This is a genomic window from Sphingobium sp. Z007 (genome assembly GCF_900013425.1).
GTDB lineage: Bacteria > Pseudomonadota > Alphaproteobacteria > Sphingomonadales > Sphingomonadaceae > Sphingobium.
Genome location: NZ_FBXK01000001.1, coordinates 358,002 through 382,941, shown reverse-complemented (window position 1 = coordinate 382,941; position 24,940 = coordinate 358,002). Strand labels below are relative to the sequence as shown.

At 65.7% G+C, this 24,940-nt stretch carries 26 protein-coding genes and 1 pseudogene; 15 read left to right on the top strand and 12 right to left on the bottom strand.

From position 1 onward, the window contains the following. Genes CEQ44_RS01830 through CEQ44_RS01820 form a run of 3 tightly spaced genes read right to left on the bottom strand, consistent with a single transcriptional unit; the run spans position 1 to position 3,140 of the window. A complete protein-coding gene (locus tag CEQ44_RS01830; protein WP_088185587.1) occupies positions 1–771 on the bottom strand; it encodes an acyl-CoA thioesterase domain-containing protein in 771 nt (256 codons plus the stop codon). A gap of 18 nt (positions 772–789) precedes the next feature. Continuing rightward, positions 790–1,569 (bottom strand): enoyl-CoA hydratase, encoded by a 780-nt coding sequence (locus tag CEQ44_RS01825; RefSeq protein WP_088189845.1) that lies wholly within the window; start codon positions 1,567–1,569, stop codon positions 790–792. Beyond that, a complete protein-coding gene (locus CEQ44_RS01820; RefSeq protein WP_176401065.1) occupies positions 1,566–3,140 on the bottom strand; it encodes an AMP-binding protein in 1,575 nt (524 codons plus the stop codon). Before CEQ44_RS01820 ends, CEQ44_RS01825 begins: the two co-directional genes overlap by 4 nt. A gap of 169 nt (positions 3,141–3,309) precedes the next feature. Here CEQ44_RS01820 and CEQ44_RS01815 point away from each other — a divergent pair, with 169 nt between their 5' ends. Then, positions 3,310–3,687 (top strand): hypothetical protein, encoded by a 378-nt coding sequence (locus tag CEQ44_RS01815; protein ID WP_256960011.1) that lies wholly within the window; start codon positions 3,310–3,312, stop codon positions 3,685–3,687. Then, positions 3,684–4,862, top strand: a complete 1,179-nt coding sequence (locus tag CEQ44_RS01810; protein WP_088189858.1) for a 12-oxophytodienoate reductase — start codon at positions 3,684–3,686, stop codon at positions 4,860–4,862. The genes CEQ44_RS01815 and CEQ44_RS01810 overlap by 4 nt, the downstream gene beginning before the upstream one ends. Positions 4,863–4,869: 7 nt before the next feature. Here the strand turns inward: CEQ44_RS01810 and CEQ44_RS01805 are convergent, their stop codons facing one another. Further along, positions 4,870–5,499 carry a TetR/AcrR family transcriptional regulator gene (locus CEQ44_RS01805; RefSeq protein WP_176400429.1) on the bottom strand — a complete coding sequence of 210 codons (630 nt, stop codon included), beginning with the start codon at positions 5,497–5,499 and terminating at the stop codon, positions 4,870–4,872. Between the two features lie 75 nt (positions 5,500–5,574). Between CEQ44_RS01805 and CEQ44_RS01800 the strand changes: the two genes are divergently transcribed. Beyond that, the gene (locus tag CEQ44_RS01800; RefSeq protein WP_088189844.1) at positions 5,575–7,377 is read left to right on the top strand and encodes an acyclic terpene utilization AtuA family protein; all 1,803 of its coding nucleotides are present in this window, start codon (positions 5,575–5,577) and stop codon (positions 7,375–7,377) included. A gap of 306 nt (positions 7,378–7,683) precedes the next feature. Here the strand turns inward: CEQ44_RS01800 and CEQ44_RS01795 are convergent, their stop codons facing one another. The 3 genes from CEQ44_RS01795 to CEQ44_RS01785 form a co-directional block, all read right to left on the bottom strand. Beyond that, positions 7,684–8,097 carry a hypothetical protein gene (locus CEQ44_RS01795; RefSeq protein ID WP_088204170.1) on the bottom strand — a complete coding sequence of 138 codons (414 nt, stop codon included), beginning with the start codon at positions 8,095–8,097 and terminating at the stop codon, positions 7,684–7,686. Positions 8,098–8,161: 64 nt separating this feature from the next. Next, the gene (locus CEQ44_RS01790; protein ID WP_088185591.1) at positions 8,162–9,655 is read right to left on the bottom strand and encodes a class I adenylate-forming enzyme family protein; all 1,494 of its coding nucleotides are present in this window, start codon (positions 9,653–9,655) and stop codon (positions 8,162–8,164) included. Positions 9,656–9,799: 144 nt separating this feature from the next. Further along, positions 9,800–10,591 (bottom strand): SDR family oxidoreductase, encoded by a 792-nt coding sequence (locus tag CEQ44_RS01785; protein WP_088185592.1) that lies wholly within the window; start codon positions 10,589–10,591, stop codon positions 9,800–9,802. Between the two features lie 73 nt (positions 10,592–10,664). Here CEQ44_RS01785 and CEQ44_RS01780 point away from each other — a divergent pair, with 73 nt between their 5' ends. The 5 genes and pseudogenes from CEQ44_RS01780 to CEQ44_RS24795 all read left to right on the top strand — a co-directional run bounded on the left by CEQ44_RS01780 (position 10,665) and on the right by CEQ44_RS24795 (position 15,494). Beyond that, positions 10,665–11,300 carry a TetR/AcrR family transcriptional regulator gene (locus CEQ44_RS01780; RefSeq protein ID WP_176400430.1) on the top strand — a complete coding sequence of 212 codons (636 nt, stop codon included), beginning with the start codon at positions 10,665–10,667 and terminating at the stop codon, positions 11,298–11,300. Positions 11,301–11,326: 26 nt separating this feature from the next. Next, positions 11,327–11,608: a hypothetical protein gene (locus CEQ44_RS01775; protein WP_088185594.1), complete on the top strand. Its 282-nt coding sequence runs from the start codon at positions 11,327–11,329 to the stop codon at positions 11,606–11,608. Between the two features lie 142 nt (positions 11,609–11,750). After that, positions 11,751–13,031 carry an MFS transporter gene (locus CEQ44_RS01770; RefSeq protein WP_254913633.1) on the top strand — a complete coding sequence of 427 codons (1,281 nt, stop codon included), beginning with the start codon at positions 11,751–11,753 and terminating at the stop codon, positions 13,029–13,031. Between the two features lie 85 nt (positions 13,032–13,116). After that, positions 13,117–14,661, top strand: a complete 1,545-nt coding sequence (locus CEQ44_RS01765) for a long-chain-fatty-acid--CoA ligase (RefSeq protein ID WP_088185595.1) — start codon at positions 13,117–13,119, stop codon at positions 14,659–14,661. Next, a pseudogene (locus CEQ44_RS24795) lies at positions 14,618–15,494 on the top strand (enoyl-CoA hydratase-related protein). Before CEQ44_RS01765 ends, CEQ44_RS24795 begins: the two are co-directional and overlap by 44 nt. 6 nt (positions 15,495–15,500) lie before the next feature. On the opposite strand, the gene CEQ44_RS01755 reads toward CEQ44_RS24795, so the two are convergent. From CEQ44_RS01755 to CEQ44_RS01745, 3 genes are read right to left on the bottom strand one after another with little or no spacing between them, the layout of a single operon-like run. Beyond that, positions 15,501–16,646, bottom strand: a complete 1,146-nt coding sequence (locus tag CEQ44_RS01755) for a CaiB/BaiF CoA-transferase family protein (RefSeq protein WP_088185596.1) — start codon at positions 16,644–16,646, stop codon at positions 15,501–15,503. Continuing rightward, positions 16,643–17,086: a thioesterase family protein gene (locus CEQ44_RS01750; protein WP_088185597.1), complete on the bottom strand. Its 444-nt coding sequence runs from the start codon at positions 17,084–17,086 to the stop codon at positions 16,643–16,645. The genes CEQ44_RS01755 and CEQ44_RS01750 overlap by 4 nt, the downstream gene beginning before the upstream one ends. A gap of 25 nt (positions 17,087–17,111) precedes the next feature. Beyond that, on the bottom strand, positions 17,112–17,888 hold the full coding sequence (locus CEQ44_RS01745) for an SDR family NAD(P)-dependent oxidoreductase (protein ID WP_088185598.1): 777 nt from the start codon (positions 17,886–17,888) through the stop codon (positions 17,112–17,114). 116 nt (positions 17,889–18,004) lie between these two features. Between CEQ44_RS01745 and CEQ44_RS01740 the strand changes: the two genes are divergently transcribed. The 7 genes from CEQ44_RS01740 (at position 18,005) to CEQ44_RS01710 (ending at position 23,781) form a co-directional block, all read left to right on the top strand. After that, a complete protein-coding gene (locus tag CEQ44_RS01740; protein ID WP_140419424.1) occupies positions 18,005–18,856 on the top strand; it encodes an SDR family oxidoreductase in 852 nt (283 codons plus the stop codon). Then, positions 18,849–19,628 carry a thioesterase family protein gene (locus CEQ44_RS01735; RefSeq protein WP_176400431.1) on the top strand — a complete coding sequence of 260 codons (780 nt, stop codon included), beginning with the start codon at positions 18,849–18,851 and terminating at the stop codon, positions 19,626–19,628. Before CEQ44_RS01740 ends, CEQ44_RS01735 begins: the two co-directional genes overlap by 8 nt. A gap of 70 nt (positions 19,629–19,698) precedes the next feature. Beyond that, positions 19,699–20,481 (top strand): enoyl-CoA hydratase/isomerase family protein, encoded by a 783-nt coding sequence (locus CEQ44_RS01730; RefSeq protein WP_088185600.1) that lies wholly within the window; start codon positions 19,699–19,701, stop codon positions 20,479–20,481. Between the two features lie 27 nt (positions 20,482–20,508). Further along, on the top strand, positions 20,509–21,564 hold the full coding sequence (locus CEQ44_RS01725; protein WP_088185624.1) for an NAD(P)-dependent alcohol dehydrogenase: 1,056 nt from the start codon (positions 20,509–20,511) through the stop codon (positions 21,562–21,564). A 65-nt stretch (positions 21,565–21,629) separates the two neighbouring features. Then, on the top strand, positions 21,630–22,355 hold the full coding sequence (locus CEQ44_RS01720) for a TetR/AcrR family transcriptional regulator (RefSeq protein WP_176401066.1): 726 nt from the start codon (positions 21,630–21,632) through the stop codon (positions 22,353–22,355). Next, complete coding sequence (locus CEQ44_RS01715; RefSeq protein WP_088185602.1) at positions 22,352–22,981, top strand: glutathione S-transferase family protein; 630 nt, start codon at positions 22,352–22,354, stop codon at positions 22,979–22,981. The genes CEQ44_RS01720 and CEQ44_RS01715 overlap by 4 nt, the downstream gene beginning before the upstream one ends. Positions 22,982–22,992: 11 nt before the next feature. Further along, a complete protein-coding gene (locus CEQ44_RS01710; protein WP_088185603.1) occupies positions 22,993–23,781 on the top strand; it encodes an enoyl-CoA hydratase-related protein in 789 nt (262 codons plus the stop codon). Between the two features lie 5 nt (positions 23,782–23,786). Here CEQ44_RS01710 and CEQ44_RS01705 read toward each other — a convergent pair whose 3' ends face one another. Continuing rightward, a complete protein-coding gene (locus tag CEQ44_RS01705) occupies positions 23,787–24,596 on the bottom strand; it encodes an acyl-CoA thioesterase II (protein ID WP_088185604.1) in 810 nt (269 codons plus the stop codon). Between the two features lie 13 nt (positions 24,597–24,609). Further along, complete coding sequence (locus CEQ44_RS24200; RefSeq protein ID WP_176400433.1) at positions 24,610–24,921, bottom strand: PaaI family thioesterase; 312 nt, start codon at positions 24,919–24,921, stop codon at positions 24,610–24,612. Positions 24,922–24,940 lie beyond the last annotated feature (19 nt).

Sequence of the window (24,940 nt, the reverse complement as noted above, 5' to 3'; positions counted from 1 at the left end):
TCAGCGCCGCCGTTCGTTCGCGAGCGCGGTGCAGGTGATGAAGCCGATCGCGCCATCGCGGTCGTGGAGGCGGCAATGGCCGACCGCAATGCCGCACGACGCCTCATGCCCGGTCGCCTCGAAACCGATCCATGCACCCTTGGGCAGGCGGTGAAGCTGGAGGGTGACGTCGCTGTTGATGTAGCGGATACCCGCATCGCCCGCATGGACGAAGGCGCTGACGAAATCGGCAGCGAGTGCCGCGCGGGCATAAGGGCCAAGCGGTTCGTCCGCGATCAGGGCGCATGTTTCGCGCAGCCATAGCCGCTTGGGCGCGACCGCGCCCAGATGACCGGCAATCGAGCGGATCTCGAAATGGCGGGGTTGTCGTCCGTCCGGCAGGGGCGGCAGGCTGTCGGGGTCGGGCGCGTCCCAGGGTTCAGGCGCCCAGACCCGGCCGGGCGGGGCGTCGGCGGGGCGCAGGAACTGCATCGTCGCGCGGGCCACCGCATCCCCCTGCACGACCATCGTCGCTTCGACCAGGGCCATGCGCGGTCCCGCGCGGATAATATGGGTGTCGATGCGCGCCGGAGCGAAAGCGGCGAGCCGGAACATGTCGATCGTAAAGCGCGCAGGCACCATGTCAGGTGACCCGTGCCGATCGGCAATCTGCGCGCCCATCAACCCGACCAGCGCGCGCCCATGCAGCGAATCCTGCCGCCACCAGCCACGCGCAGGCTCCTGCGGGACAAAGGATGCGCCGTCTCGCGTAAAAAAGGCCGTATCGTCCACCCTACCCTCGCCCAAAATCTATTGTCCCCGACCGCGCGCCTGGACCGCCAGGCGGCGCGCCTCCACATCCTGCGGCGTCACCTGACCATTGGCCAGCGAGGAAATGCGATGCTCGATCACCAGCCCATCGCCGAAGCTGGCCGCATAGCCTTCGTCGATCAACCCCTTATAGGCAACCATCATGCGCGGTTCGATGCTGGCCATGTCGGCGGCCAGTTTTCGCGCGAGCGGCATCAATTCGTCCGGGGCGACGACCTGATTCACCAGACCCCAGCGTTCGGCAGTGGCCGCGTCGAGGAAATTGCCGGTGAAGGAAAGCTGTTTGGCGCGGCTGATGCCGATGATGCGCGACAATTTTTGCGACAGGCCCCAGCCCGGCAGGATGCCGACGCGGGCATGGGTGTCGGCAAAGCGCGCATTGGTCGATGCGATCAACACGTCGCAGGCCAACGCCACTTCGAAGCCGCCGGTGATGGCGACGCCGTTGATCGCGCCGATCACCGGCTTGGAACAGATTTCGATCGCCTTGACGGGATTTTCGTCCGCCCCCTCCGCATTGGCCGCGCCCAGCGCGCCCGGTTCCGACCCCAATTCCTTAAGGTCCAGCCCTGCGGTGAAGGCCCGGTCGCCCGCGCCGGTCAGGATGACCGCGCGCACATCATCGTCGCCGTCGATCTGGGTCATTACCTGATAAAGGCGCGCGCGCAGCGCTTTGGACAGCGCGTTCATCGCGTCGGGGCGGTTGAGCGTCACGATGGCGACGCCATCCGCTTTCTCGATGTTAATCAGATCGTTCATGCCGCTGCCTTTCCTGCTGCTGCACGCGCTTGGGCGCGCAGTTCATGCTTCAATATCTTGCCGGTGCTGTTGCGCGGAAAATCTGCGACCACGACCAGTTGTTCGGGTGTCTTTTGCCGGGCGATGCCGGCCTGCGCGAAATGGGCGCGCACCGATTCCAGGTCCACGCTGGCACCGGACCGGGGCACGACATAGGCGCACACCACTTCGCCCATGCGTTCGTCCGGCGCGGCGACGACCGACGCCTCGGCAATGTCGGGATGGGTGAAGAGCAGATCCTCCACTTCGCGCGAGGAGATATTTTCGCCCCCGCGAATGATGACGTCCTTCTTGCGGTCGGTAATCATGAGGAAGCCATCGGCGTCCAGCCGGCCGATGTCGCCGGTGCGGAACCAGCCACCCGGCAGGAAGGCAGCGTCGTTGAGCGCTTCGTCGAGATAGCCTAGAAACAGTTCGGGGCCGCGCACGACCAGTTCGCCCTCATCGCCATCCGCCACCCGATGGCCGTCATCATCGACAAAGCCGATTTCGGAACCGCGCATCGGAAGCCCCTCGGTCGTCAGCCGCTTTTCCATCATATCGTCGGGATGGCCGGTGGTGACGGTGGGATGTTCGCTCGACCCGTAGCAGCGGAATGTCTTGAGCCCATGGGCGGAGCAGCGGGTGATGAGGGTCGGCGGCACCGGCGCTGCGCCGACCATGCAGCTGCGCAGGCTGGAGAGGTCGCGACCATCGCGTTCGGCCGCTTCGAGCAGGCCGGAGAGATGGAAGGGCGTGAAGGAGGAGGAGACGATGCGATATTTTTCCACCAGCATCGCCGCTTCGCCCGGTTCCCAGCTATCGGTCATCACCACCGGCGTGCCGGTGACGAGGAACCGCATGAGTTGCAACGCGCCTGCGACATGGCCGGGCGGCCAGGGGCAGAAGGCGATCTCATCCTCCAGGTCACGCCGGGACCAGGCGACAGCATCGATTTCCGACAGGATGGTGCGCGCGGAATGTCTGACGCCCTTGGGATCGGCGGTGGTACCGGAGGTGTAGACGAGGAGCGCCAGATCGTCAGGACTGCGCGTTGCCGCCGGTCGAATCGCGATGGGGGCGAGCATGGCATCCCAGGACATGGTGCCGGGCGCGGGATCGCCGATCATGACATGGGTAGCGAGCGCGGGCAGATCGCCAACCTCCGCCAGCGTCTGGCCATAGTCCGCCTTGCGCCAGCGATCGGGCGTGACGATCAGCTTCGCGCCGGACTGGGCCAGGATGAAGCGCAGTTCCTTGGCGCCATAGATGGACACGACCGGCAGCAGCACCGCACCGGCATGGGCGATGCCCACCGCCGCGATCAACCATTCGATCCAGGCGGGCAGTTGCACCGCAACGATATCCCCCGGCCCGATGCCGTGCGCGCGCAGATGCTCGCCAAAGCGCAGGCCCTGTTCATGCACCTGTGTCAGCGCCTGTTCGCCGGGGCGGATATGGGAGGAGAGCGCGACCCAGCTTGCGCCGTGCGTCCGTGCGCCCAGGGCAAAGGCGTGGCTGAGGCTGCGATCGGCAAAGCTTACGGCGTCCATCGGCATATTTCCGCTCCCGTTTCACATGATGTCCATGCCTCCGGTTGCTCTAGCAGCCTGGCGGTCCTATACAATTACAAAGTCCACCTAGATAGCGATGTTGCTTTCCAAAGCTATTGGCCATTGCTAACAGCGTCTAGGCCGATGATGCCAGCGCAGGGACGGCAAAATGATGACGAGCGAAAATTATTCCGAAATCCGAGACGGCGTGCCAGTTGGTCGCTACATTTCCGGGCGAATGGCGATGGCAGGCTGTCGGCGTGACCGAACAGGACGCATTGGCGGCTGCGATGTTCGACGTGGGCGAACCGTGCGGCACCAGACGAGCATGGCCGACATGCTGGCGTCGGGGGCGAGCTGCTATGCGGCCGACGACCAGTGCATCCAGACGCATGGCAGCATTGATTTCGCCGAGAAATATGATGTGGAGCGCCAATTTCGCGAGACGCGGCTGCACCACGTCGCGCCGATCAGCACCAATCTGATCCCGAGCCATTTGGCGACCCATGCACTGGAATTGCCCAAGAGTTTTGAGGAATGCGCATGACCGACATCCCCGACCTGTCCCCGCTGTTCGCGCCCTTCACCTGCAAGACGATGCGGCTGCGCAATCGCATCGTCATGTCGCCGATGACGCGACAATTCGCCCCCGATGGCGTGCTGGACGGGGCAGTCGACGATTATTATGCGCGGCGCGCGGCGGGCGGTACGGGCCTTATCATCACCGAAGGCACGGCGGTTGGGCATCCTGTCGCCCATTATTCGCGCAATATCCCCCATTTCTATGGCGAGGCGGCGCTGGCGCGCTGGCGCGCGGTCGTGGCGGCGGTCCATGGACAGGACGGCGCGATCGTGCCGCAGCTATGGCATACCGGCCTGTCGCGGCGGCGCAGCGCCAGCGCCAATCCCGAAGTGCCCAATATATCGGCATCCGCCCTGACCGACGAGGATCTGAGTGCCGAGGCCGCAGCGGGCACTGCCCGCGCGTCCGACAGGCAGCGTCGCCCGGCCGAAGCCATGAGCAAGGACGATATCGACGGCGTAATCGCCGCCTTCGCCGACAGCGCCTTGGCCGCCAGGGATGTGGGCTGCGACGGCGTGGCGATTCATGGCGCGCATGGCTATCTGCTCGACCAGTTTTTCTGGGAACGCTCCAACCGACGCGACGACGCCTATGGCGGCAGCGTGGAAAACCGCATCCGTTTCGCGGTGGAACTGGTCGCGGGGGTGCGCGCCGCGGTTGGTCCCGATTTTCCCATCCTGTTCCGCTTTTCGCAGTGGAAGTCCCAGGACTATGCCGGAAAGCTGGCCGATACGCCCGCCGCGCTGGCGCGCATATTGGAGCCGCTGGCCGATGCTGGGGTCGACATATTCGATGCGTCGACACGCCGATTCTGGTTGCCCGAATTTGACGGCAGCCCGCTGAACCTGGCGGGATGGGCCAAGAAACTGACCGGCAAGGCGGCGATGACAGTGGGGTCGATCGGCCTGGAATCGCCCTTTCTGGGCGGCGGCAGCAGCGCGACCAGCGCAGTCACGGCCGACAATCTGGGGCTGCTGGCGCAGATGATCGACCGGGGCGATTTCGACCTGGCCGGCGTGGGGCGCGCGCTGATCGCCAATCCCGACTGGGCCGACATCGTGCAGGAGAGCCGCTTTGCCGACCTGCGCGCCTATGATGCGCGGGGCCATATCAAGACGCTGGAGCAGGTGGGTACCTGAAAAACGCTCAGCCGGTCGCCAGCCCTGCCCCCATTTCCTGCGCGAAAATGTCGATCAGGAGCAGGATTTCGCGGTCGCGGTCCCCCGCGAAGCGCCGCATGAGGAAGGATAGCGCAAGCGACTGCCATATGACCAACTGGGCGACGCGCGCGGTGTCGGCGTCGGCCCTGACCTTGCCCATGGCTTTGAGCGCATCCAGCCGATCGGCGAGGATCACGGCACCCCGCTGGGTAATGCTGTTGTCGAAACCGGGCGCAAGCGCGGGGTCGCGCACCAGTTGCGGCACCACGATCTGCAACAGGGCGGCGATGGCGTGGAGATGCTCATGCTTCCAGTGCAGGAAGCGGCCAATCTCTTCACTGGCGGAATCGGCCAAAGGCAGCGCGGCATAGGCGGCGTCGTTGTCGCGCTGTTCCAGTAAATGCGCGTAGACGGCCGCGAGCAGCCCCGCCTTTCCACCGAAATAGCGGGTGATGAGTTGTTCGTTGAGGCCGGCACGGGCGGCGATGGCGCGGGTCGTCGCCGCATCATAACCCTGCTGCGAAAACAGCGCGATGCCTGCGTCCAGCAGCGCGCGGCGGCTCGCTTCGCGGTCCCGCCGCCGGGGTGGAGCGTTTGCCGCCTGAGCATCCGCCATGCAAAATTCCTTTCTTCCCGACGCGGGGCAGCATAAGTATGTGTTCACATACAAAAGCCGCATTGGAGAGTCGATATGACCAAAGCCCCCATCCGTGTCGCCAATTTTTCCGGCGCGCTCGGCGATTATATCGGTGCCTTCGCCGATGCGATCGCCGACGAGACGATCGACGTGGCGATCGGCGACTATCTGGCCGAAATGACGATGGGGCGCGTGGCGGAGGGATTTTGCGGCGCGGGCAAGCCGCAAGCGCTGGCGGGCTATTATGCCGACATCTTCCTGCGCCAGATCACGCCCGAACTGGGGCGGATCGCCGAGCGCGGGGTAAAGGTCGTGACCAATGCGGGGGCGTTCAATCCCGCCGGACTGGCGACCCTGATCGCGCGCGAGGCTGCGGCGCAGGGGCTGGGGCTGCGTGTCGCCTATGTCGAGGGCGACGACCTGCTGGGTCGGGTGCCCGCGCTGGCGGCGGAAGGACAACTCGCCAATCTTGACGATGGCGCGCCGATCGGCCCGATTGCCGACAAATTGCTGGCGGCCAATGCCTATCTGGGCGGTTGGGGCATCGCCGCCGCGCTGACGCAAGGCGCGGATATCGTGATTTGCGGCCGGGTGTCGGACGCCTCGCTGGTGCTGGGACCAGCGGCGTGGTGGCATGGCTGGGCGAAGGATGATTGGGACGCGCTGGCCGGGAGCGTCGCGGCGGGCCACATTATCGAATGCGGGCCGCAGGCGATGGGCGGCAATTTTTCGGGCTTTGCGCAACTGGGCGCGCCTACGCGGCTGGGCTTTCCGATCGCTGAGATCGCGGCGGACGGGAGCGCCGTCATCACCAAGCGCGCGGGCGATGGGGGCGTGGTCACGGTCGATACCGTCACCGCGCAATTGATGTACGAGATCCAGGGTACGCATTATCTGAATCCCGACGTCGTGCTGCATATCGATTCGATCGCGCTCAGCCAGCAAGGCCCTGACCGGGTGCAGGTGAGCGGCGTGCGCGGCGACCCGGCACCGGACACGACCAAGGTCGGCTGTTTCTACCAGCATGGCTGGCGGGCGATGATCTGGGGCTTTGCCACCGGGCCGGACTGGCGCGAAAAAGCAGGGTGGCTGCGCGTGCAGATGGAGGCGATGACGGCCGATCTGGCACTGGATGAATTTCATTTCCAACCGCTGGGCCAGCCCATCGCCGATCCGGTGAGCGAGGCGGAAGCAACCGTCGCAATCCGCATCGCCGCCGCCGCGCAGAGCCGGTCGAGCCTGTCGAAACTGCTGGCGGGCTATGCCTCCTTCGGGCTGGGCGGCATCCCCGGATTCCAGGGCGATGGCGCGGGGCCGCCCCAGCCGCGCGTCCATTACTGGCCGGGGCTGGTGCGGCAGGCGGATCTGGACCATCGGGTGACTTTCATCGATGGGCCGGACATGGCGGTGGCGATGCCGCCCATGGCACCTTTTGTCGCCCCTGCCCCCGCCGGTCCTGCGCCTGCCGCGCCGACGAGCGAAACCCGCGCCGTCCTGCTGGGATCGTTGGTCCATGCGCGGTCGGGCGACAAGGGCGCGAACGCCAATATCGGCGTGTGGGTGCAACGGCCGGAGACATGGCCATGGCTGCGCGACACGCTGGACGCGGACAGGCTGGCGCAATTGATGGGACTGGACCCGTCGGTGAAGGTCGAGCGGCACGACCTGCCCAATATCAACGGGCTTTTATTCGTTTTGAAAGGCTATTTCGGGACCAGCGGCACCGGCAATATCGCGCTGGACCAGATCGGCAAGGCGGCGGGCGAGTTTCTGCGCGCGCGTACCATTCAGGTGCCCATGGCCCTGGCCGGGGGTTTCGAGACGCTGGAGGCGGTGCATGACCATGGCCGACCTTGATGCGCATGCGCTGACCGCCCGGATGCGCGGCCGTGTCTCAGCCCGCCAGCGAGGACGGGTTCGACATTTGGACCGAACTGGTCGCGGTGCTGGCGGAGTAGCGCATGACGCACGCCGACAATAGCGGCGCGATCGATTTCTAAGGCCTCGACCCACTGCTGCCTAGCACGATCCGCCTGGGCGGAGGCGCGGCTTTGGGGCTGCAATCGGTCGTCGCGGCCGCGCTGCATCGCGATCGGGGCGGAATGGCTGGCCAGGGCCTGACGATGGCGAGGCAGGTTAATGCCTTTCCCCACCCATTGCCTGTCAGTCGAACATGCCGCCTTCGCCCTCATGGGTGACACGGATGGCGACCGCCGCTTCGCCGGGAAAGCGGGCACGAGCCTCCGGGCTTTCCCAGATGACCGCCTTGTCCCCGTCCCGGCGGAGTTGCGATACGGTGAAGGCAGCGAAATCGGTGCGGTCCAGCGCCGCGAGCGGCCGCGCGCCCTGCCCTTCGCCTGCCACGATATCGACCCGGACGCGGAAGCGAGGGAGCTTGACGATTTCCTCGTCCAGACGATGCGACGCCTCATTCTCTTCACGCCAGCCCGCGCCCCACGCCGCCGCCTTGTCGGTGCCGTGGGGATAGGGATTATAGGCGCTGGTCAGGCGCTGGGCATGATCGGCGCGGGCCATTGCGCGAATGGTGTCAAGTTCGCTCTGCGGGGTCGGTGTCAATTGAGGTTCCTCTTTATAACGCTTCTTTAGCGAGAGTCGGCGCATTAGGCCACCCGTGGCGCGGCTATTGTGCCGCTCCCTTGCGCCGGGCCTGCGCGGCGGCTTCGAGCAAGGGCAGGAGATCACGCTTGACGATCTTGCCGGTCGCGTTCAGCGGCAATTCGTCCAGGATCAGGATGGTGCGGGGCAATTTGTTGTTCGCCAGCCGTTCACCGCACCAGCCGGCCAGTTGCTCGATCGTCGCCTGCGCACCGGGGCGCAGGGCGACGGCTGCGGCGATATCCTCCCCCAGAACGTCATGCGCCACGCCGAGTACGGCCGCATCCTTGACCGCCGGATGGCTGTGCAGGACATTTTCTATCTCGATCGGGGTGATGTTGTAGCCGCCCCGGATGATGAGTTCCTTCGATCGGCCGCTGATGATGAGGTCGCCATCCTGATCGACGAAACCCAGGTCGCCGGTGCGGGTCCAGCCACCGGCAAAGCCCTTTGCCGTCGCTTCTTCGTCCCGCCAATAGCGGCGGGGATTGGATTGCAGGCCGTAAATTTCGCCGACGACCATGGGCGCGGCGACATGGCCCGCCTCGTCCCGCACTTGCATATGCGCTGGCAGTTTGCCGACGCAGCCGGGCTTGAGCACTTCCTTGCCGCGCGTCGAAACGCCGACGCCGCCTTCCGACATGCCGTAACTGTTGCGGATGCTGGCATCGGGCCAGAGCGACATCGCGCGGACGACCGAGTCGTTGGGCAACGGCGCGGTGCCGGTCATCAGATAGCGCACACTGGAAAAATCGGTGGTCGCAGCATCGGGATGATCGAGGATCAGGCGCAGCATCGTGGGCACCAGATAGACGGTCATCGGCCGTTTGATCGCGACGAGCTTCAGAAACTCGGCGGGATCGAAGCGGGGTTGGGTGAAGGTCGTGGCGCCACCATAAAGCGGCAGCATCAGCACGCCCAGATTGCCGCCCGACCCGGTAAAGGGGAGCGCGTGGAGAGTGGAGGTCGACCGATCCTTCTCATGCCCCGTGCGCGCCCGGCCCAGCAGGTCGCCATGGGTCACGACGACGCCCTTGATCCGCCCGGTGGTGCCCGACGTGCCCAATATCTCGGCATCGGCCTGGGGATCGAGCGCGGTCTGATCAGGCAGGGCTGCCATGTCCCGCGGCATAGCATCGGCGGTCCAGACCGCATCGAGGGACACGTCCGCCAGAAGGTCGCGCTGATCCGTGATGGCGAAGCGCGGCGCGATCAGCGCCGCATAGTCGTTCACTTCAAGCCGCGAGAGCCGGGTGTTGACCGGCACGGCGATGCCGCCCGCGCGCAGAACGGCGAGGACCGCGATCGCCATTTCCACCGCATGGGTGTTGCTGATCGGCAGGAATATACGGTCGCCAGGCATCAGGCCCGCCGCCGCAAGACCGCCGCCGATCTCGTCGGCTTCGCGGTCCCACTGCGCAAAGGTCAGCACACGCCGCATATCGTCATGGGCGATCGCGTCGCCCATCGTCGCTGCGCGAATGCGCAGGACATCGGTGATACGCTGCACGTCGGTCATGGAAGCTCCCGCTGTTGCGCGTGCGCCAGAACGGGGCACGGCCTGTCGCCCGCCGCCGCTTCGAGGAAACGGGGCGATGGGAAAGCTAGTAGTATACTAGGTAATATATGTCTAGATCGACGCGCACTCTGTTGCCTGCCGCTTTCAGGCCATTCCGCGTTCGAGGCTCTGGCGGCTGGCGTCGCCCAGTTGCGATCCGCCGTCGCAATCCAGTATCGTGCCGGTGATGAAGCCGGCCGACGGACTGCTGAGAAACACAGCCGCTTCGGCGATTTCGTCGATCTCGCCCCAGCGCCGCATCGGGATACGCTCATAATAGGCCGCGCGGGTGGCGGCGTCGGGCGCAAGGCGGGCCATGCCTTCGGTATTTTCGATCGGGCCGGGCGATATGCCGTTGACGCGCACGTCCGGCCCCCATTCCATCGCCAGCACACGGACCAACTGGTTGATGCCCGCCTTGGCGGCGCAGGCATGGGCCTGAAGCGGGGCGGCGTTGATCGCCTGCCCGGCGGTGATCGCGATGAGCGACGCGCCCGGCGTGTTGAGCAAATCGTGACAGCCGCGAAACACGTTGAACGTGCCGTTGAGGTCGATGTCGACCACGGTCCTGAACGCATTGGCCGACATGCCGAGCGCGGGCGCGAGAAAATTGCCGGCAGCGCCCGACACCACGACGTCGAATGCACCATGGGCAGCCGCCACCTGCTCCATCGCCGCGCGCACGACGGCATAATCGCGCACGTCCGCAGACAGGCCGATCGCGCCTGGGCCGATGCTGCCGGCCGCTCTGGCCGCCTTGTCCGGGTCACGACCAACGACGCCGACTTTGGCGCCCAGCGCCGTGAATCGCTGCGCGATGCCCAGGTTGATACCGCTGGTGCCGCCCGCGACGAACACGCTTTTGCCCTCGAACAGGCCATCCCTGAATGCGCTCATGCCTTTTGCCTCTCCATCATACTAAACGCTGTTTATCATTGCGTAACGAACGGCGTTGAGTATGACAAGCGGCATGGCCATTCTTCTTACCGACGATCAAATTCTGGAGTGTCGCACCCGCATCCGGGCCGTGGCGGAGGCGCAGTTCGCAACCCGTGGATTGGCCGCCACATCGCTACGATCGATCGCAGCGGAACTGGGCTGGACGGCGGCGTCGCTCTATCGCTATTTCCGCAACAAGGACGAGTTGCTGGCGTTGACGCGGGCGGCGGCGCATGATCGTTTTTCCGATCGGGTCGAAGCGGCCTATGCCAGCACGACGGACCTGTGGGACCGCTCCCGCGCGGTGGGGCAGGCCTATGTCGACTTCGCCTTCGACGAGCCGCACGCCTATCAGCTCATGTTCGCCTTTTCCCAGCCGGAGGCCGAAAAGGGCGAACTGCTGCGCGAGGCCGAACGCCGATCGCGCCGGACGCTGACCGCCTATGTCGAGGATATGATCGCGGCGGGCCTATTGCAGGGCGACCCGTCGATCCTGGGCCATGTCTATTGGGCGGGCATCCATGGCCTTGTGGTATTGCAGATGGCCGGCAAGCTGGCCCCGGACATGCCGTTCGACATGATCCGGCACGAGATCATGCGCCTTGTCACCAGGGGCGCGCAGCCGCCGAGCGACGAGTCACAGTCAATCACGGGGAGCAGCATCTGACCGCCATCGCCCCTTTCACCCTGCCCATGCCCGGCGGCGGCGATCCGACGCTGGACGAGATGATCGGCAATATCATGCTCTATTGGCTGCCGGGGACCGCTGCGTCGTCGGGACGGCTCTATTGGGAGCGCTTTGGCGATTTTGCCGCCAATCCGGTGACGATCCCAGTGGCTGCACCGCGTTTTCCCAGGAGATATTCCGCGCCTCGCGCAGCTGGAGATTTGATTTTCGCCTGTTTCGAACGATCCGCTGAAGCCGCTTTCCGAGCCGATTGCCGATGCGGCATGGCGGGCTTTCGACAAAAATAGACCCTTTAGACTTTTTCAGTCCACTTTAATCGCACTCAGCTTGCAAGTCCCTGCGCTGTGACGATAAGGAGGTGCAGGCGGGCCGATCGTGCGGCGGTAAAGGCAGGATATCGGCTCGCGCGTCGAAGAGAGAGGAACCCGCGTGGCATTCACCCGGAAAGACGCGCAGCACGACCAGATATTGCTGTTCTGCGTCATGCTGTGCGTGGCGATCGGCAATACCGGGTTGCAATCGGTTCTGCCCGCGATCGGACGGACGATCGGCCTGCCCGACGCACTGATCGCCATCGCCTTTTCGCTGTCGGCCCTGCTATGGGCGTTGGTTGCGCCTTTCTGGGCCAGGCGGCTGGACGATCGCCGCGCCAAGCCGATGATCCTGATCGGCATGGCGGGCTTCACCCTGTCGATGACGATCTGCGCCCTTGCGTTGACTGCTGGCGTCAAGGGGTGGATTTCGGCGGGATTGGCCTTCATCTTCTTCGTGATCGGACGGGGTTTTTATGGTGGCTTCGGCGCCGCCGCGCCACCCGCCGCGCAGGCGATGGTGGTGGCCGGGACATCGCGCGGGAACCGGACCGCCGCACTCAGCCTGCTGGCGTCGGCCTTTGGCCTGGGCACCATCATCGGCCCGGCGCTGGCGCCCTTTTTCGTGCTGCCGTTCGTGGGATTGGCCGGGCCGCTCTACGCCTTCGCGTTTCTGGGCATCGCCATGTTGATCGTCGTGCAGATGCGCCTGCCCCAGGGCATGGGGACAGGGCGAGGGGCGGCGGCGAGCGACCCCGTCATCGGATATGAGCCAAGCGACGAATCGGCGATCGCGCTCGATCCGGCGCCGGGCACCGCGCGCGTCGCCATGTTCGACCCGCGCATCCGCCCTTGGATCATCGCCGGCCTGGTGTCGGGCCATGCCCAGGCGATCGCCGGGCAGACGATGGCGTTCCTGGTCATCGATCGCCTCGCCAATTCGCCGCGCGAAGCGCAGCCGCTGATCGGCATGGTGCTGATGGCGGGCGCGGGCGCGGCGCTGCTGGCGCAATGGGGGATCATACCGCGGTTGCGGATGCAGCCGCCGTCCATGGTGATCTGGGGATCGATCATGGCGGCGGCCGGAGGCGCGGGCTGCGCGGTCGCGCATGACCTGCACGCGCTGGCCATCGCCTTTGCCATCGCCTCGCTCGGCTTCGGTTTCCTGCGACCGGGCTTTACCGCCGGGGCATCGCTGGCAGTCCAGGAACAGGCGCAGGGCGTCGTCGCGGGCCATGTCACCGCGGTCAACGGCCTGTGTTTCGTGCTGGGCCCATCGATCGGCATCGGCCTGTACCAGATCGGCCAGCCCCTGCCCTATCTACTGTGCGCCAGCGTCATGGCCGCACTGGCGGTCTATTGCCATGTCGCACTGGGGCGACCGGCGCGTCAGGGATGATGCCGACGGGCTTCTCTTTGCGGGGCGGCTGTGCCTAAGATGCGTCATTCCAGCGCCCGGACAGGGGCGCAGGACGGAGAAACGGATGTACCTGACCCAAAGCCTGCACCGGATGGTGCAACGCGCAGCCGATGACCCCGCAGCGGGCGACCGCCATGGCATATATACATGGACGGCGCTGCGCGATCGTGTCGCGCGCTTTGCCGGTGCGCTGCGAGCGGCGGGATTGCAGCCGGGCGACCGGGTTGCGATGATGGCGACCAATGGCAGCGATTTCCTGGTCTATCTGCTGGGTACATGGTGGGCGGGCGGCGTCATCAATCCGGTCAACCTGCGCTGGACGCCGCAGGAGATCGGCTATTCGCTCGACAATTGCCAGACCCGTTTCCTGATTCTAGACACGCTATTTGCGCCGCTGCTACCCGCCATCCGCACCCATTGCGACGGGATCGAAATGGTGGTGACGACCGGCGACGGCGGCGACGGCGCCATCGGGCTGGACGCATGGCTGGCAGCGGCGGAACCCGTCGAGGACGCGATGCGCCGGGGCGAGGATCTGGCCGCGATCCTCTATACCGGCGGCACGACCGGCTTTCCCAAGGGCGTGATGCTGAGCCACAATAATCTGGTGGCGTCGGCGCTCGGATCGATGGCGAGCGGGGAAGGCCATGCCAGCGCGCGCTATCTGCATAGCGCGCCGCTATTCCATATCGGCGCGCTGTCGGGCCTGTTGATCGCGCTCCATTCGGGTAGTTGCAACCTGTTTCTGCCCGCGTTCGAGCCGCTGGCGATGCTGGAGGCGATCGCGCAGTGGAACGTGACCGAATTTTTCCTGGTGCCCACGATGTTGCGGATGATGGTGCAGCATCCGCGCTTTGCGGATTTCGACGTGAGCGGGGTGCAGCGCATCCGCTATGGTGCCTCCTCGATCGACGAGGCGCTGCTGGACCGGGCGATGGCGGCATTTCCCAATGCGCAATTCTGCCAGGCCTATGGCATGACCGAATTGTCGCCGGTCGCGACCGTGCTGGGGCATGAGGATCATGGGCCGGACGCGCGCGCGAAAGGTCGGCTGCGATCGGCAGGCCGGGCGAGTGCGACCTGCGAGGTGCGGATCGTCGATAGCGAGGACCGCGAAGTGCCGCGCGGCGATGTGGGCGAGATCGTGGTGCGCGGGCCGATCGTCATGATGGGCTATTGGAACATGCCAGAGGCTACGGCGGAGGCGACGCGGGGCGGATGGATGCACACCGGCGACCTGGGCCGGATGGATGCCGAAGGCTATGTGACGGTGATCGACCGGCTGAAGGACATGATCATCACCGGCGGCGAGAATGTCTATTCGGCGGAGGTCGAGAATGCGCTGTCGAGCCACCCCGACGTCGCACAAGTCGCCGTGATCGCCGCGCCCGACGAGACATGGGGCGAGCGGGTCCATGCCGTGATCGTGCCGCGTCCCGGCACCAACCCTACGCCCGAAGCGCTCACCGCCCATTGCCGTGCCCTGATCGCGGGGTTCAAGCTGCCGCGCAGTTTCGATTTTCTCGGCGCCCTGCCCCTGTCGGCGGCGGGCAAGGTGCAGAAGAATGTGCTGCGCGAACGGGCACAGGCGCTGGCGGCCGACGGCTGAACCGATGGGAGAAGACATGCAGCCTGTGGTGACATTTGCAGTGACGGACGGCGTCGGCCTTTTGACGCTCAACCGGCCCGACCGGCTGAACGCGCTGAGCGACGCGATGCATCCCGCGCTCGACGCGGCGTGGGTCGATGCCCATCATAGCGATGCGCGGGTGATCGTGGTGACGGGCGCGGGCCGCGCCTTTACCGCCGGGGCCGACATGGAACGGCTCGATCGGCTGGCCGCTGGCGGCGATTTCGACATTCCACGGCCCGGCACGCCCTCCGCCGCCTTTGCCGGCATCGATGCCCCCGCCGCGCTGCTGACGACCTATACTTTTCCGCTGGCCAGCCCCAAGCCGGTCATCGCGGCGATCAACGGGCCGTGCGTGGGCGTGGGCGTGTTGATCGCAGCGGCGTGCGACATCCGCTTCGCCAGTCCAACGGCGATGTTCTCCGCCGCCTTTCCGCAGCGCGGTCGTGGCGGAATTCGGGCTGGACTGGTTGCTGCCCCGGATCGTCGGGCGCGGCTTGGCAGCGGACATGCTGCTGTCCGGGCGGCGGGTGGAGGCGCAGGAAGCGGCGCGGATCGGGCTGGTATCGCGCGTGATCGAGACGGATTTCCTGGAACAGGTGCTGGCCTATGCGCGCGATATGGCGGCAACCGCATCGCCGCGATCGACGCGCCTTATCAAGCAGCAATTATGGGACAGTACGACCAGCGACTATGCGTCGGCCTCTCAGCGCGGCTGGGCATTGCTCAAAGACAGTTTCGATACGCCGGATTTCGCCGAGGGGATCGCCAGTTTCCGCGAGAAGCGCCCGCCCCGTTTCACCGGGGCGTAGCCCGGCTTAGAGCACAACCCCCGACGCCAGTAGCGCCGCGATCCTGTCTTGCGTATAGCCGATGCTGGCCAGAACAGGCGCGGCGTCACGGCCCGCAGGCCGGGTCGGGCGCGGCGGGTCGGCCGGTGCGCCCGAAAAGCGGGGCGCGGGCGCAGGCTGCGGCTGGCCACCGACATCGATGAAGGTACCGCGCGCCCGGATATGGGGATGATCGAGCGCCTCGTCCGGCGAGAGGATGGGGGCAAAGCAGATGTCCGTGCCTTCCATGACCTCGCACCATTGGGCGCGGGTCCGCGTGGCGATAATGGCGGCGACCCTGTCCTTGAGCGCTGGCCAGGCGGCACGGTCCATCTGCGCGTCGAAAGCCGGATCGTCGGCAACGCCAAGCGTCTGACGCAGCAGAGCGTAAAATTGGGGCTCGATCGCGCCCAAGGCGATGAATTTGCCATCCGCGCAGGCATAGCTGTCGTAGAAATGCGCGCCGGTATCGAGCCAGTTCGCGCCAGTGTCGTCGTCCCAAAGGCCCGCGCCCTTGAGTTGCCAGACCATGCCCGCAAGCAGCGCAGAGCCATCTACCATGGCGGCATCGACCACCTGCCCCGCCGCGCCGTTCTTCACCGCGAGCAGCGCAGCGACCATGCCGAACGCCAGCAACATGCCTCCGCCGCCGAAATCGCCGACATAATTGACCGGCGGGGTCGGTTTGCCGCCCTGCCGCCCAATCGTATGGAGGACGCCGTTGATCGCGATATAGTTGATGTCGTGGCCCGCCGCCTGGGCAAGCGGGCCATCCTGTCCCCAGCCGGTCACCCGACCATAGACCAGCGCGGGATTGTCCGCGATCAGCCTTTCGGGACCAAGGCCGAGCCGTTCCATGACGCCGGGTCGATAGCCTTCGATAATGCCGTGGACCGACCGGCACAGATCGCGCACCACAGTCATGCCCGCGTCGGTTTTCATATCGACATTCACCAGGCGGCGCGAGCGGGCCAGCACGTCATGACGGTCGAGATCATCGAACAGGCCGGGCGGGCGCGGGCGGGCGATACGGATGACGTCCGCGCCATGATCGGCCAGCATCATGCCGCAAAAGGGGCCGGGACCAAGGCCCGCAAATTCGATGATACGGATGCCGGTGAGCGGGCCGCTCACGCCATGTCGTCCCGGCGCACGCGCATTCCGTCCAGCGCGGCGCGGAATGTTTCGGGCAATGGTGCGCCCTTGCCGTCCACCGTCCCGACCAGCACCGCCCTGGCGAAGGCGCACGCGCGCCCCTCCTGCGTGGCGAGGCAGGCCAGCGTCCAGCTCGACCGGCCCAGGTCGAGCACGCCGACATACATGTCGAGCGGGGCGGGATAATGGGCCTCCCCGACATAATCGATATAGTTGGCGACGATCATCGTGCGCGCGTCGCCCATGGCCTCCAGATGTCCCTGCGCCACGTCGAAACGGGCGCGGGCATCCTCGAAGGCGGCGGCCATCGCCACATTGTTGATGTGGTGATTGGGATCGATGTCGGCAAAGCGCGTCGTGATGATATGGCGAAAGGGATAGCGTGTCAGATCGAGCAGGGCGGGATCGGGTCGGGCCATTGCGTGGAATCCTTGAAAGCGATGGTCAGAGCGACTGGCCATCGTCGATCGTTATGTGCGTGCCCGTCACCGCGCGGGACGCATCGGACGCCAGGAACAGCAGGATCGCGTCGAGATCGCTTTCCTCCATCATGCGACGGCGGGGAAATTTCTGGATCTGGCGCTCGCCCGCCGGCGTATCGAACCATGCGCCATTGATCGCGGTCTTGATATAGCCGGGGCAGATCATGTTGACGTTGATGCCTTTGCGAACCCAGTCGCGGGCCATGACCTTTCCCATCTGAAGCACGCCCGCCTTCGACCCCGAATAGACGGCAAGCCCGGCGTCGACCTTGTGCGCGGTGACGGAGGAGGTGATGACGATGCGGCCATGCTGTTTTTCCGCGCTGCCCGCCGCCATTAGCCGACGTGCGCCTTCGCGCGCGGTCAGGAACGGGCCGCGCAGGTTGACGGCCATGACGCGATCAAACTCCTCCACCGGCAGGTCGGTCGTCATCCCTTCGCTGTTCATCCCCGCATTGGCGATGATCGTGTCGACCGTGCCGAACGCCGCCTCCGCCGCGTCATAGGCGGCGATGGTCGATGCTTCGTCGGCGACGTCCATGGCGACGGCGATGGCGCGGCCCCCTTTGGCCTGGATAGCGGCCCTGGTGGCCTCCAGCAGTTCCGTGCGCCGCGCCGCCAGTACGACCGCCGCGCCCGCATCGGCCAATATATGCGAGAAACGCTCGCCCAGCCCGGACGACGCGCCGGTTACGAGCGCGACCCGCCCAGTGAGGTCAAATATAGGCGCTGCGGTCATCCTAGTCCTTCCGTGGGAGCCATCCTGTCTTGCGAGGCTGCGTAAACCGGCATGCCGTCGGCCTGCAAGGTAAAACTTGCGCGCATGCTCAACATAGATAACGTAGTACACCTTATTTGAAATTCGCCGCAGGCTGGGGGACGGAAATGGAGCGGATCAAAGGGCGGACGGCCTTTATCACCGGGGCGGCCAGCGGCATCGGCCTGGCCATTGCGCAAGCGCTGGCGGAGCAAGGCGCGCGGATCGTGCTGGCCGATATCGACGGGGATCGACTGGCCCGGCAGGTCGAGCGGCTGGGCGACAATGCGATGGCGGTGAGGCTCGATGTGGTCGATCGCCAGGCCTGGGCCGATGCGAAGCAGACCGTCGAAGCCGGGTTCGGGTCGGTCGATATATTGGTCAACAATGCCGGGATCGGACCGGACGGCCGCGCCCTGGGGGACATGGACCCGGCCTCGTTCGACCGGCTGGTGGCGATCAAGCTGACCGGGACGTTCAACGGCATCCATTGCTTTGCCGCCGGGATGCGCGATCGCGGCGACGGGCATATCGTCAATACCGCGTCGATGGCCGGGTTGATCGCCAGCGCGCTGCTGGGCGCCTATACGGCGTCCAAATTCGCCGTCGTCGGCCTGAGCGAGGTGTTGCGCGCCGAAATGGCCGACCATGGCGTGGGCGTGTCGGTGCTGTGCCCCGGCCTGATCGCGACCCGGCTGGGCGAGACGACGGAAAAGGCGGGGAGCGAACGGATCGCCCTGCGCAACAGCCAGGCCGCAGAGGGGCTGGACGCGGCGCTGGTCGGCCCGATGGTGGTGGCGGGAATCCGCGAGAACCGGGCGCATATCGTCACCCATGGCGACTATCGCAGCCACGTGGCGGCACTGATGGAGCGGGTGCTGAGCGCGTTCGACGATGTCCCGCTGCGCAATATCGGCGCGCTGCCGGGTACGGATATCGCGCGTGATTGAGGGAATGACGCCGCCCTGTTTCTATCTGGTCGAAGACGGTGCTTTCCTGCCCACGGGGCTGGCGGCCAGTCCGTGGGAGCGGGGCAAGCAGAATGGCGTCGCGCTGGGCGGGTTGTTGACCCATTTGATCGAACAGGTGCCCGCGCCCGCCACAATGACCACGGCGCGCCTGACGATCGACATATTGTCGGCGGCCGATTTCGGACCGACCATCGGGCGCGCCAGAACCGTGCGCGACGGGCGCCGCATCCAGATGGTGGAGGCCGAATTGCTGACGGCAGAGCGGGTCGTGGCCCGCGCTACGGCGCTGCGCGTGCGCAAGGCTGATACGCCGGTGATCGCCGCGCCCCATGCCTATCCGCCGCCCGAAAATGTCGCGCCCGGAGACTTCATGGGCGAAAAGGCGTTTGGCGGGTCGATGGAAACCCGGCTGGTGGAAGGCGGTCTGCGCGTGGCCGGCCCCGGCACCCTATGGGTTCGCTTCGGCCATGAGCATGTCCGGGGCATCCCCCTGTCGCCGCTGGTGCGTACCGCGATACTGGGGGATTTTGGCGGCGGCCTGGGCAGCGAAGTGGATGGGGCGGCGTGGACCTATGCCAATCTGGACATTGCGATCCATCTGGTACGCGAGCCGGTCGGCGAATGGTTGCTGAACGACGCTCGGACCGCCAGCGCCGGCCAGGGAGTCGGCCGGTCCGACATGATCCTGGCAGACCGCGACGGGCCATTCGCCCGCGCGCACCAGACTCTTTTCATCGCGCCGCGTGGATGATCCATTCGCGCTGGACTTATCTACCTATGTCCTACAAGACCGACCATAGTTTCGACAGGAGTGCCACGCCATGACCGATCTCGTCACCGGAACGCTGGAAGGCGGGCTTGCCACCATCACGCTCAATCGGCCTGAGGCGGGCAATGCGATGAGCTGGGAACTGATCGACAGTTTCAGTCATGTGGTGGAACAGTTGACCGCGACGCCCGGCATGCGCGCCGTGCTGATCCGGGCGGAAGGCAAGAATTTCTGCGTCGGCGGCGATATTCGCAGTTTCGCCAGCGAAAGCGATCCGGCCGATTTCATCGAACGCCTGGCGCGGCGGCTGCATGAAGGGCTGGCATTGCTTGCCCAACATCCCGCGCCCGTCATCGTGGCGGCACAGGGCGCGTCGGCGGGGGCGGGGCTGAGCCTGGTCGCGAGCGGCGACGTGGTGCTGGTTAGTCGCTCCGCCTCCTTCGCGATGGCCTATACCGGCATCGGCCTGACCGCCGACGGCGGCGCGACCTGGCTGCTGCCGCGCCTGATCGGGCTGCGCGCGACGCAGGAGATGGCCTATCTGGGGCGGCGGCTGGATGCGCTGGAAGCGGTGGACCTGGGCCTGGCGACGCGCGTGGTTGCCGATGAGGCTCTGGCGGAGGAAGCCGCCGCCATTGCCGCACGCATCGCCGCCGGACCAACCGAGGCTTTTGGAGGGGTGAAACGATTGCTCGCGCAAAGCTATGCCACATCCCTGCCGAAGCATCTGGATGCGGAAGCGACCGCGATCGGCGTGGCGATGGGCGGAGCGGATGCGCGCGAAGGCGTGGCCGCTTTTCTGGAGCGGCGCAAACCCACCTACCACGGTGCATGATGGACAGTGATTGAGCGGAGAATGACGATGACCCATGCGACCGGCTATGCCGCCCTGTCCGCCGACAGCGCGATGGCTCCCTTCAGCTTCGCGCGACGCGCGCTGCGCGCCAATGACGTGCGGGTGGACATCCGTTATTGCGGCGTATGCCATTCGGACCTGCATCAGGCCCGCAACGACTGGCATAATAGCCTTTACCCCTGCGTTCCGGGGCATGAGATTATCGGGCAAGTGACCGAGATCGGCGCGGACGTCACCCGTTTCAAGATCGGCGACATGGCCGCGATCGGCTGTCTGGTCGACAGCTGCATGGCATGTTCCGAGTGCGAACGCGGGCAGGAACAATATTGCGCCAACCGTGCAACCCCGACCTATAATGGCAAGGATCGCACCGACGAATCGCCCACCTATGGTGGCTATTCCAACCATATCGTCGCGCGCGAACATTTCGTCCTGAAACTGCCAGATGGGCTGGACCCGGAACGCGCTGCGCCTTTGCTGTGCGCGGGCGTCACGACCTGGTCGCCGCTGCGCCACTGGAAGGTCGGACCGGGCAGCCGGGTGGCGGTCGCGAGGCTTGGCGGCCTTGGCCATATGGGCGTCAAGCTGGCGGTCGGACTGGGGGCCGACGTGACCGTCGTGACGACATCGCCGGCCAAGGCGGCCGATGCGCTGGCGCTGGGCGCGCATAAGGTGCTGATCGCGTCCGACAAGGACGCGATGAAGGCCGCCGCGCGCGGTTTCGACATGGTGCTGGACACGATTCCGGTGGCGCATGATGTCAGCCCCTATCTGATGCTGCTGGCCCCGCGCGGCGTCCATGTGATCGTCGGTGCCATCGACATGATCCCGTCGCTGCACAGCGGCCTGTTGGTGGGCGGGCAGAAATCGGTGGCGGGATCGGCCATTGGCGGCCTGCCGGAAACGCAGGAAATGCTCGATTTTTGCGCCGCCAAGAATATCCTGCCCGATCCCGAAACCATCGCCATTCAGGACATCAATCACGCTTTCGAGCGGATGGAGAAGGCGGACGTCAAATATCGCTTCGTCATCGACATGGCGTCGTTGGAGTCTGAAAACTGATACAATATCATCAATTTGTAACGATGAATGATACGAAAGGCGCGAAACCGTGCTATGCTTTGCCCATGGGACAGAAGCAGATAGGCACCAAGTCACGGCCATCGGATCACGCGCAGGCCGTGGAAGTGGCATCCCCCTACCACGCAGCGATGGGCGCGCAGCCTATTGCCGATCCCGTGCTGAATGCAGCGGCAAGCTGCATCCGGCGCAAGGGCATCGACAATGTATCGCTGGAGGAAGTGGCGACTGAAGCGGGCGTTTCGCGCACCACGCTATATCGCCGGTTCGGCAATCGCGAATCCCTGTTCAAGGCGTTGCTGATCGAGGGCGCCAAGCCGTTTCGCCGATGGTCGCATAAAATCCTGATCGGCCCCGGCACGGTGGCGGACCGGCTGGAAACGGTGCTGGCGCACGCCATATTGGAGATGCAGCATGTCGGATGGCTCGACACCAGCCTGCATTCGGGCATGTCGCCCGCCAGCGCGCGGCTGTTCCGGGCGGCACAGGCGGACGATTCGGCTGGGGGCGTGGGCTCGGTGTTGGCGTCGCTGATCGACGATCGGGCGCGGGCGGCGGGCGTGACGCTGGAGGTGCTGACGGGATGGATCACCGACCAGATGATCGCCCTAGCCAGCGGTGAGCCGTGGGATGAGGCAGGATTGCGGGGCCAGTTGCGCTATTTCGTGATGCCGGTGCTGACCGCCGCGTGCGAGCCGCAGGCCAGCGCCATGCACGAACGGCTGGACGCTATCGAACGCAAGATCGACATATTGATGGAGAAGGACGCATGATGAAGGTCCACCACCTCGACTATTCGCGCTCGACGCGCATCCTCTGGTTGCTGGAGGAATTGGGCGAACCTTATGAAATGGCGACATATCACCGCGACCCAAAAACCTTCCGAGCGCCGCCTGAACTAAAGCAGGCCCATCCGCTGGGCAAGTCGCCGGTGATCGAACATGACGGCGCGGTGATCGCGGAATCGGGGGCGATCCTGGAATATCTGGCCGCGAAGCTGGGCGACGGACGGCTGGGCCGGTCGTCGGCCGACGCCGATTGGGCGGAATATCTGGAATGGCTGCATGCGGGGGAAGGCACCGCCATGATGGGCGTCATCATCCTGATGATGGTGAAGGGCACCGAGGCGCCCGGCCGCGCCCGCGCCTATGGGATGGAGGTCGTCGACGGCGCGATGGCGGAGATCGAGGCGAAGCTGGACGGACGGGACTATCTGCTGGCGTCCGGCTTCAGCGCGGCCGACATCCAGTTCGGCTATGTCGTGGCGGTGGCGGACCAGTTCGGCGTGGTGGGCGACCGGCCCCGACTGCGCGCTTGGCTGGCGCGGGTGACGGCTCGCCCGGCCTATCTCGCCGCCATCGAAAAGGGCGGTCCCTGGCTGCTGCCGATTGCGCGCTGATCGGAGAGCCTGTGACCTACGACCATATCGCCTTCGCCATCGCCGACGGCATCGCCACCCTGGCGATCGACCGGCCCGAAAAGCTTAATGCCTTGTCGCAGCAGTCGCTGAATGAGATGATGCACGCGCTCGACCGGGTCGCCGACGAAGGCGCGCGCGTGCTGCTGATGAGCGGCAACGGGCGAGCCTTCTGTTCGGGTGCGGACCTGTCGGCGGAGGGACGCGGCGGCGCGGACGCGACGCGGGACATGGGCGCGGGGCTGGAAAGCGGGTTCAATCCCGTGCTGGAGCGGCTGGTGCGGCTGCCCTGCCCGCTGGTGACGGCGGTGAACGGCGCGGCGGCGGGCGGCGGATGCGGCTATGCGCTGGCGGGCGACATCGTCATCGCAGGGCGATCGGCCTATTTCCTGCAACCTTTCGCCAATATCGGGCTGGTGCCCGATGTGGGAGCGACATGGCTGCTGCCGCGTCTGGCGGGGAAGGCGCGCGCGAGCGCGATGATGATGCTGGGCGATCGCATTCCCGCCGATCTGGCGCTGGAATGGGGGCTGATCTATCAGGTGGTCGAGGACACGGCGCTGATGGACACAGCCCGCGCCATGGCCGCGCGGCTGGCGGCGGGGCCGACCGTCGCTTATGGCCTGATGCGCCAGGGGATTGCGATGGCGATGAACCAGTCGCTGACCGACACATTGCGGATGGAACGCATCCACCAGCGCGAAGCGGGGCGGACAGCCGATCATGCAGAGGGTGTCGCGGCCTTCCTGGAAAAGCGCAAGCCGGTGTTCCGGGGGCAATAGGCGCCTCAGCCGCGCATACGGATCATGGCTTCCTGCGCGACCGATGCCACCAAAAGTCCGTCGGCATCATAAATGGTCCCCCGGCTCAGGCCGCGTTCCCCCGCGCTGATCGGCGTGTCCAGGCTGCACAGATGCCAGCGGGTGAAATCGAACGGGCGATGGAACCACAGGCTATGGTCGAGGCTGGTGAACTGAAAGCCCGGCGTGCGCCAGGTAACCGGATGCGGCTGCACCACGGTCGGCAATTGCGGATAGTCCGACGCATAGGCCAGCGCCGCCTGATGCATCGCCGGATCGTCGCCCAATGGCAGACGACTGCGGAACCACATTGCATGATGGGGCGGGCGCACCTCTGCCGCCATGCCGGGACGCGGCAGGCGGCTGTTGCGCAATTGCAGGCCGACCGCCTCACCGCGCAGGTCGTCATCGCTGAGCGCATCCGCGCCGGGAATGTCGGCGGGCATGGCGTGTTGATGATCGAACACGCCCTGGGCCGGGGCCTGAAAGGAGGCCGCCATGTTCAGTATTGGCCGGTCATCCTGTAGCGCGACGACGCGCCGGGTTGCAAACATGCCGCCATCGCGGACGCGATCAACCTCGAACAGGATCGGCTTCGTGCCATCGCCAGGGTGGATGAAATAGGCGTGCAGCGAATGGCAGGCGCGTCCTTCCACCGTGGCGGCGGCGGCCATCAGCGCCTGCGCCACCACGCTGCCGCCGAAAATGCGCGGCGCGTCCGGGTCGGGCGACAAGCCACGGAAACTGTGGGGCGTCACAGGCTCAAGAGTCAATATGTCGACAAGCGAACGGCTCATGCGACTCCCTGCATCATGGCAATCGACCGGACTGCTCAAACGCGATCGTCGGCGCAGACGGACCGATGCGGAAAATCCCGCTGCCGCGCGCCGTCAGTTCGCCATCCACCTCAAGCGTTCCCAGGACGAAGACCATATGCTTGGTCGTGCGCAATATCTGCGCGCGCCCTTCGACCCAGTCGCCCAGTTTCGCGCCCGCCAGATAGTCGATGCCCATCTGCACGGTCAGCAGGAAGCGTTCCTCGAAACCCGCACTATAGCGGGCGGTCAGCGGCAGCACGACGTCAAACAGCGTCGCGACCCAGCCGCCATGCACGACACCCATGGGATTGCACAAATGCGGA